Here is a 6,741-nt window from a genome sequence, read left to right as displayed (position 1 = left end):
ACGGAGGTCTCGACACGGGTCCTCCGCAGGCTCCGGACCCTGCTCGACCAGCGGTGGAGAGGACGGCGCTGGAGCCAAAATGAGCAACCGCCCAGTCTCCGTGAATAACGCCTTCATACTGATAAATGGTGGGCACGAACCGCCGCCCTGCTTTTGCCCAAAACGCGATGTCAACGCTGCCATTGAAGCAGGACGGCGATTCGTGACCGCGTCTGGATGTCCTGAGGGGAGGCTGAGGGTATGGCAGAGGAGGAGCCTCCACTGACGTGGTGGGGGGCATTGATCATGGTGGGGCTCTTGGTGCTTGCCATCGCCGGATCGGCCCTCCCGATGATGGCGGCTGTCCTCGGTGTCGCGTGGTTGCCCTGGTTCGGGGAACCCACGTCCTGGAACCCCGCCATGATGCTCCACTTCCTCTGGATCTACCCGATGGTGTGGTTTGCGAGTCTCGTCGTGGATTCCGTGGTGAAACACAGCTTCACCACCGAATCCATGCGCAGGGTTGGTGGCGTGGTGGGTGACCTCCTGGTGTGGCTTCTCGTGGCCATGTCGTACCGGGTGTTGTTCCGGGACGACCTGGGGGCGCTGGTGGCTGCCCTGGCCTCGCTGCTGCTCATGAAACCCTTCGTCGCATGGTTGGAACGTCGTGATGCGGCCCGGGAGGCTGACTGACCTGCCCCAGTCGGTTGGGGGTAGGCTGAGGCGATGACCACTGCGATGCTTGGACGGCTCGTCATCGAGGGACTGGGCTCGGTGCGTCGCCTGAACCTGGAGATCATGACCGACGTGACCGTCCTCATCGGCGCGAACGGCTCGGGCAAGTCCAATGTCATCGGTGCCCTGGAGTTGATCTCCCGCATCTGGGACGACTCGTTCCAGCAGCAGATCCTCAACCGTGGAGGCATGGACGGACTGATCTTCGAGGGGGTCGACGGCAGGGCGCCCGTCTCGCGGATCGAGGTGCACTCCACCCCGGACCGGGAGAATCACACCAACGGCTACCGGGTGGACCTGAGTCCCGCAGATGACGACCGGGCCATGCTGAGGGAGTGGTTCTTCCACGATGATCGACAGATGGGAGTGCGTTTCCACGACGAGGGGTCCGGTCAGGTAGCCGCAACCAGTAGCCGGGCGCGTCAGGTCGCCGAGGGTTCCGAGGACGAACGGCAACGCAACTTCGCCCGCCACATCACGCCGTTGCTGGCCGGTTGTCGGGTGTTCCACTTCGACGACGTCAGCGCGGATGCCCCGGTCAAGGGCTGGTCGACGGTGGGGGACGACGTCGCGCTCCGGGCCGACGCCGGGAACATCGCCGCCTATCTGCTGCGGGTCAAACAGGAGCATCCGCAGCACTACCGTCGCATCGTCGCGGCGGTCCAGCACGTCACCCCGTTCTTCGACGACTTCGTGCTGGAACCGAACGCCACCGACCGCATCCGGCTGAGGTGGCGGCAGCAGGGCCTGGATCGCACCTTCATGGCCCGTGAGGCCAGCGACGGCACCTTGCGCTTCATCTGCCTGGCGACACTCCTGCTGGGACCGGACCTGCCGAGCACCGTCGTGCTGGACGAACCGGAACTGGGCCTGCACCCGGCTGCCATCACGGTCCTGGCCGAGATGGTGCACATCGCAGGCCGCACCGGGCACCGCGTGGTACTTGCCACCCAGTCGGTTCCTCTGCTGTCCCACTTCGACCTGGCGGAGGTGGTGGTCCTGGAACGCCGGAACGGGGCAACCGTAGCCACCCGACCGAACCCTGAGGAACTCGCGGGTTTCCTGGAGGATTTCTCCGTCGGGAACATGTGGGAGATGAACCTGCTCGGCGGGCGGCCCTCGCCCGAGGAGGGGCGCAGATGAGGCTGATCGCCCTGCTGGTGGAGGGGCATACCGAGGAGCGGGTGGTGGATCAGGTGCTGGCTCCGGCGGCCAGGAAACATGACATCGTGCTGCAGCCCATCGTGGTGTGCACCTCAGCGGGACATCACGGCGGTGGGTCGTGGCGGAACTACCACGACAAGTTGCAGGTCTTGCTGAAGCAGCAGCACTTGGACACGGTGGGCATCCTCATCGACCTCTACGGTTACCCGTCCGGGGCGCCCGGGAGGTCACCGTCGTCGACATCGGACCGGGAGGCCCTGATGCAGGCCTTGGTGGACAAGTACGACAAGCACGACTCGCCGAGGTTCCGGCCATGCATCGTTCTCCACGAGGTGGAGGCCTGGGTTCTGGCGGCGATCGACGCCGGTGGAGCCGACAAGGATCTGGAACCGCGGCAGGTGGCCCGAGTCCGGAGGGCCATCGAGGAGGCGGGAGGGGCCGAGGCCGTCAACTCCCAGCCTGATCTGGCGCCCTCGAAACGGCTGACCCGGATCGTTCCCGGGTATCTCAAGGTCGTCAACGGACCCCGCTGGATCGCAGCCGCCGGACTGGGTGCCGTCCTGGAACGCTGCCCCGTCTTCAAGGCCTGGTGGGAGGAATTGTTGATCGTGTGACGGAGAGGGCGCCGCCGACGTGGTGGGTGAACCCGTCGGGAACCCTTCGCCGCTTGTTTGAGCGACGTACGCTCTCCGAGGATGCGGATACGGCAGACTGAGTCCATGAGCCTGCTGGAAGTGATCGCTCTCCACGCCGACGACGCCCGTCGCGCCGAGGAGGGGGGTGCCGACCGGGTCGAGGTCGTGGGGACCATGGACGACGACGGGCTCTCCCCGGAGCCCCTCACCGTCGCGAAGGTGCGTCGGGCCACCACCATCCAGGTGCGACCCATGGTGCGGCTGCGGGGTGGTTTCCGTACCGACGGCGGGGAGTTCACCCGGCTGCGCGGACTCATCTCCTCCTACCTCGACGAAGGGGCCGACGGCGTCGTGTTCGGCTTCCTCAACGGCCACGCGGGGGTGGACCTGGAGGTCTGCCACGCCCTGGTGGAGGATGGCGACTGGCCGTGGACCTTTCACCGCGCCGTCGACCACTGCCTCCAGGCCGACGACGCCTGGGAGGACCTGCTCACGTTGCCGCGCCTCGACCAGGTGCTCACCGCGGGCTCGATCCGGGGGGTCGAGCACGGCCTGGACGACCTGCTGCGACGGGCCAGCAACGACGCGCGGATCGCGTCGCTCATCATGGCAGGTGGCGGGCTCCAACCCGAACACGTGCCCTGGCTGGTGCGGGCCGGGGTGAGGGCCTTCCACATCGGCAGCCCGGCCCGGCCGGGTGGCAGCTTCAAGGCCTGGGTCGACGCGGACCTGGTGCGCACCTGGCGCGAACTCATCGACGAGCAGATCGCCCACGAGAGGGAACGCCACCGGTGAGTCGTCGCCCGCTGAAGTTCCGTCACGGCGCTCGGGTCCTGCTCGTGGCGGGAGACGAGGTGCTGCTGGTCAACGACTCCGACCCCGGGATCCCCGGCTCCAGCTGGTGGGTGCTGCCGGGCGGGGGCATCGACCCGGGGGAGCGTCCCGATCAGGCGGCCGTTCGCGAGGTGGGTGAGGAGACCGGGCTCAATCTCGGCCCAGGGGAGCTGGTGGGCCCCATCGCGACGGGGATCGCGATCCACGGCTACTCGGATCGGATCCGCGTCCAGGAAGAGGTGATCTTCCGGGCCGTCGTCGAGCGGTTCGCCCCCGACAACGCGGGATGGACGCAGTGGGAACGACGACGCATGAAGGGCATGGTGTGGCATCCCGTCGAATCGTTGCCACAGCCGGTGTGGCCCTCACGTCTGGCGGAGCTGCTCACCGTCCCGTCGGGGCGGATCGTGGACCTGGGCGTGCGGGAGGAGTCATCCGTGCCGTTGTCGGAGCACGAATTGCGCGAGATCACTGATCGCGGCTGGGTCCCCGGCTGAGCGCCCACACGACGCAGCCGACGGCCAGGCCGCCCCCCAGCCACCGCACCAGATCGGCCGAGATGATGGCGGATCGGGTGGAGGAACCGAGCAGCCACACCAGCACGGCGATGACGAGCACGGTCCAGGCGAGCTGGCGGCCCTCCTTCGTGGTCCGCAGCAGCAACGCGGCACCTCCCGCGAAGAGGTAGGGCGCGCCCGTGGGTACGAACACGGCCAGGAGGAAGGCGATCGCGGCGATGAGGACGAGGTTGCGGGTCGACTCGTCGAGCGTGGTCGGGCCGTGCCGGGGTTGTGTGGGGATGCGGGCGTGCGGGTCGGGAGGCAGCGGTTCCTCGACGAGGGAGGCCGACGTGGTGGTGATCTGGATCGGGACGCGGGGATCCCGGTACATCCCGGGGGTGGGGGGCGGGGCCGCGAGGGCGGAGTACACGGTGAACGGAGCCGCCGGGTTCCTCGTCACGGTGGCCTTCACCCCGATCGCGGCCAGGTCCGGACCCGGTGGGGTGGGTGCGTAGCCGGAGGGCGGGGGAATCGCCCCCGCGGTGCTCTGTGGCCGCGCCTCGGCCTGCGGCAACGGCTCGGCGTCGGGCATGGCGAAGGCATCGGGACGCTCGATGGGGGCGTACGCCGAACCGTCTTTCCAGGAGGCCATGGGCCAACAGTACCCGGCAGGTGGGTGCTCCCGCGCACCCGGGATGAGCGTTTGTCAGGAGAAGGTCCTGACAGGATGCTGCGCAGTTTCGACCTGCGTAGTGTTCATTTCCAACCCCACGTGAACAATTCCGTGGACATGAGCGTGTGAGGAGGCCAGCGGTGGAAGTTGTCATCTGTTCCGACGAACGGCAGGTCGGTGAGGTCGCGGCGGATCGGGTGATCTCCTGGCTCGAGGGCCTCGTCACCCCGGTGCTCGGGCTGGCCACCGGTAGCTCTCCCATCGCCCTCTACGACGAACTCGCACGCCGTGCGGTTCTCGGGGACATCGACTTCTCGCATGCCCTGGGCTTCGCCCTCGACGAGTACGTGGGCATCGATCCCGAGCATGAGCTCAGCTACAAGCAGACCATCCGACGCACCGTCGTCGAGCCGCTGCGCATGGATCCCGCCCGCGTGCGGGTCCCCGATGGCTCCGCCGAGGACCTCGCCGCGGCGGCGGAGGCCTACGACCTCGCCATCGCCGAGGCGGGGGGCGTCGACGTGCAGGTGCTCGGTATCGGCAGCAACGGTCACATCGGCTTCAACGAACCCACCTCCTCCTTCGCCTCGCGCACCCGCGTCAAGACCCTCACCCAGCAGACCCGCGACGACAACGCTCGATTCTTCAGCGAGGGCGAGCAGGTGCCCACACACTGCGTCACCCAGGGGCTGGGCACCATCATGGACGCCAAGCACCTCATCATGGTCGTCACGGGCGAGCACAAGGCCGACGCCGTCGCCGCGATGATCGAGGGCCCCGTCGCCGCCGTCTGCCCCGCATCCATCCTGCAGTTCCACCAGAGCGCCGTCGTGGTGCTGGACGAGGCGGCGGCCTCGAAGCTGCAGTACGGCGACTACTTCCGTCACGTCGCCCGGCACAAGGACGGGGTGGGGGAACTCGGTTCCTGAGGAGGCGCCTCAACTGGTGCGACACCTGATCGTCGGGCACGATAGACTGGCCTGCCATCCCTTCAACCAGAAAGACCAGTGCCATGCCCACCGGAAAGGTCCGCTTCTTCGATGCCGACAAGGGTTTCGGATTCATCTCGAAGGACGGCGGCGGAGACGTCTACGTCCGCGCCGGAGTCCTGCCCGAGGGTGTGACGACGCTTCGAGCCGGCCAGAAGGTCGAGTTCGGGGTCATGGAGGGGCGACGCGGGGAGCAGGCACTGTCGGTGCGGCTCATCGACCCGCCGGCCTCCCTGTCGAAGGCCACCCGCAAGAAGCCCGAAGCGATGGCCGTCATCGTCGAGGACCTCATCAAGATGCTGGACTCCCTCGGCAACGGATACCGTCACGGGCGCTACCCCGACGACAAGCACGGTGCGAAGATCGCGGCGGTGCTCCGCCGCGTCGCGGATGAGCTGGAGCTGTGACGGTGAGGGCGCCGAAACTGGACTCCGTGGCGGCCTCCGCCGTCGACCTGGCCCGGGAGGCCGCCGTGGAGACGGGCGGCGCGGACTCCGTCGGTGATCACCTCGGGGTGGTCGCTGAGGAGGAACGTGTCGTCACCCATTCCTTCGGCTGCCTGCTGCCCGGATACCGGGACTGGCACTGGGCGGTGACCCTCGTGCGGGCCTCCCGCGCCCGAGCCGCGACGGTGAACGAGGTCGTGCTGCTGCCGGGGGAGGGTGCCCTTCTCGCCCCGGCGTGGGTGCCGTGGGAGCAGCGGATCCAGGCCGGGGACATCGGCCCGGGCATGCTCATGGCCACCCCGGACAACGACCCCCGGCTCGAGCCGGGCTTCGCCGCGACGGATCTGCCCGCCGACGCCGATCCTGCCGAGTGGACCCAGCTGCGCACCACGGTTGCCGAGCTGGGGGTCGGTCGGGAACGTGTCCTGTCCGCGGTCGGTCGGGACCTGGCGGCTGAGCGGTGGCTGGCCGGCACCCCCGGCGCCTCGGACGAATCGAGTCGCAACGCCCCCGCCGGGTGTGGCTCGTGCGGGTACTTCGTCCCGCTGCGGGGTTCGCTCGGGACCCTCTTCGGGGCCTGCGCCAACGAGTACTCCCCGTCGGATGCCCGGGTGGTGAGCCTCGAGCACGGCTGCGGCGGTCACTCCGACGTGGTCGCGACGGAGCGCGCTAGGGAACTCCCCGAGCCCGTCTTCGACACGATCGGCATCGACCAGCAGCTCTTCGACTGAGAGCCGCTCCCCGCGGGCCGGGGCGCTGGGGGTATTTTGATCCTGTGCGAACACT

The 6,741-nt window shown here is 68.3% G+C and carries 9 protein-coding genes; 8 read left to right on the top strand and 1 reads right to left on the bottom strand.

Features of this window, described 5'->3' with window-relative positions; all coding sequences use genetic code 11:
- The first annotated feature begins 240 nt into the window (after positions 1–240).
- The 5 genes from EII35_RS13160 to EII35_RS13140 all read left to right on the top strand — a co-directional run bounded on the left by EII35_RS13160 (position 241) and on the right by EII35_RS13140 (position 3,844).
- Positions 241–672, top strand: a complete 432-nt coding sequence (locus tag EII35_RS13160; RefSeq protein WP_125228925.1) for a hypothetical protein — start codon at positions 241–243, stop codon at positions 670–672.
- 33 nt (positions 673–705) lie between these two features.
- Complete coding sequence (locus EII35_RS13155) at positions 706–1,857, top strand: AAA family ATPase (RefSeq protein ID WP_125228924.1); 1,152 nt, start codon at positions 706–708, stop codon at positions 1,855–1,857.
- Complete coding sequence (locus tag EII35_RS13150) at positions 1,854–2,492, top strand: DUF4276 family protein (protein ID WP_125228923.1); 639 nt, start codon at positions 1,854–1,856, stop codon at positions 2,490–2,492. Before EII35_RS13155 ends, EII35_RS13150 begins: the two co-directional genes overlap by 4 nt.
- A gap of 105 nt (positions 2,493–2,597) precedes the next feature.
- Entirely contained in the window at positions 2,598–3,308 is a 711-nt protein-coding gene (locus tag EII35_RS13145) for a copper homeostasis protein CutC (protein ID WP_125228922.1), read from the top strand.
- On the top strand, positions 3,305–3,844 hold the full coding sequence (locus EII35_RS13140; RefSeq protein WP_125228921.1) for an NUDIX hydrolase: 540 nt from the start codon (positions 3,305–3,307) through the stop codon (positions 3,842–3,844). The genes EII35_RS13145 and EII35_RS13140 overlap by 4 nt, the downstream gene beginning before the upstream one ends.
- On the opposite strand, the gene EII35_RS13135 is transcribed toward EII35_RS13140, so the two are convergent.
- A complete protein-coding gene (locus EII35_RS13135; protein ID WP_125228920.1) occupies positions 3,816–4,499 on the bottom strand; it encodes a hypothetical protein in 684 nt (227 codons plus the stop codon). The two genes, EII35_RS13140 and EII35_RS13135, sit on opposite strands and share 29 nt — an antisense overlap.
- 161 nt (positions 4,500–4,660) lie before the next feature.
- On the opposite strand from EII35_RS13135, the gene nagB reads away from it, so the two are divergent.
- The 3 genes from nagB to EII35_RS13120 all read left to right on the top strand — a co-directional run bounded on the left by nagB (position 4,661) and on the right by EII35_RS13120 (position 6,686).
- Positions 4,661–5,449, top strand: coding sequence for a glucosamine-6-phosphate deaminase (gene nagB, locus EII35_RS13130; protein WP_125228919.1), 789 nt, complete (start codon positions 4,661–4,663; stop codon positions 5,447–5,449).
- A gap of 83 nt (positions 5,450–5,532) precedes the next feature.
- The gene (locus EII35_RS13125) at positions 5,533–5,916 is read left to right on the top strand and encodes a cold-shock protein (RefSeq protein WP_125228918.1); all 384 of its coding nucleotides are present in this window, start codon (positions 5,533–5,535) and stop codon (positions 5,914–5,916) included.
- Positions 5,913–6,686, top strand: coding sequence for a DUF3027 domain-containing protein (locus tag EII35_RS13120; RefSeq protein ID WP_395858252.1), 774 nt, complete (start codon positions 5,913–5,915; stop codon positions 6,684–6,686). The genes EII35_RS13125 and EII35_RS13120 overlap by 4 nt, the downstream gene beginning before the upstream one ends.
- Positions 6,687–6,741: the final 55 nt, after the last annotated feature.

Origin of the sequence: Arachnia propionica, assembly GCF_003932785.1 — a bacterium.
In the GTDB taxonomy this organism is placed as follows: Bacteria; Actinomycetota; Actinomycetes; order Propionibacteriales; family Propionibacteriaceae; genus Arachnia; species Arachnia propionica_B.
This window is presented reverse-complemented; position numbering and strand designations above follow the sequence as displayed.

Excerpts from the sequence above, each read along its gene's own strand:
- EII35_RS13125 (WP_125228918.1), top strand. The coding sequence starts at position 5,533 with ATGCCCACCGGAAAGGTCCGCTTCTTCGATGCCGACAAGGGTTTCGGA.
- EII35_RS13145 (WP_125228922.1), top strand. The coding sequence starts at position 2,598 with ATGAGCCTGCTGGAAGTGATCGCTCTCCACGCCGACGACGCCCGTCGC.
- EII35_RS13160 (WP_125228925.1), top strand. The coding sequence starts at position 241 with ATGGCAGAGGAGGAGCCTCCACTGACGTGGTGGGGGGCATTGATCATG.
- EII35_RS13155 (WP_125228924.1), top strand. The coding sequence starts at position 706 with ATGACCACTGCGATGCTTGGACGGCTCGTCATCGAGGGACTGGGCTCG.
- EII35_RS13150 (WP_125228923.1), top strand. The coding sequence starts at position 1,854 with ATGAGGCTGATCGCCCTGCTGGTGGAGGGGCATACCGAGGAGCGGGTG.
- EII35_RS13135 (WP_125228920.1), bottom strand. The coding sequence starts at position 4,499 with ATGGCCTCCTGGAAAGACGGTTCGGCGTACGCCCCCATCGAGCGTCCC.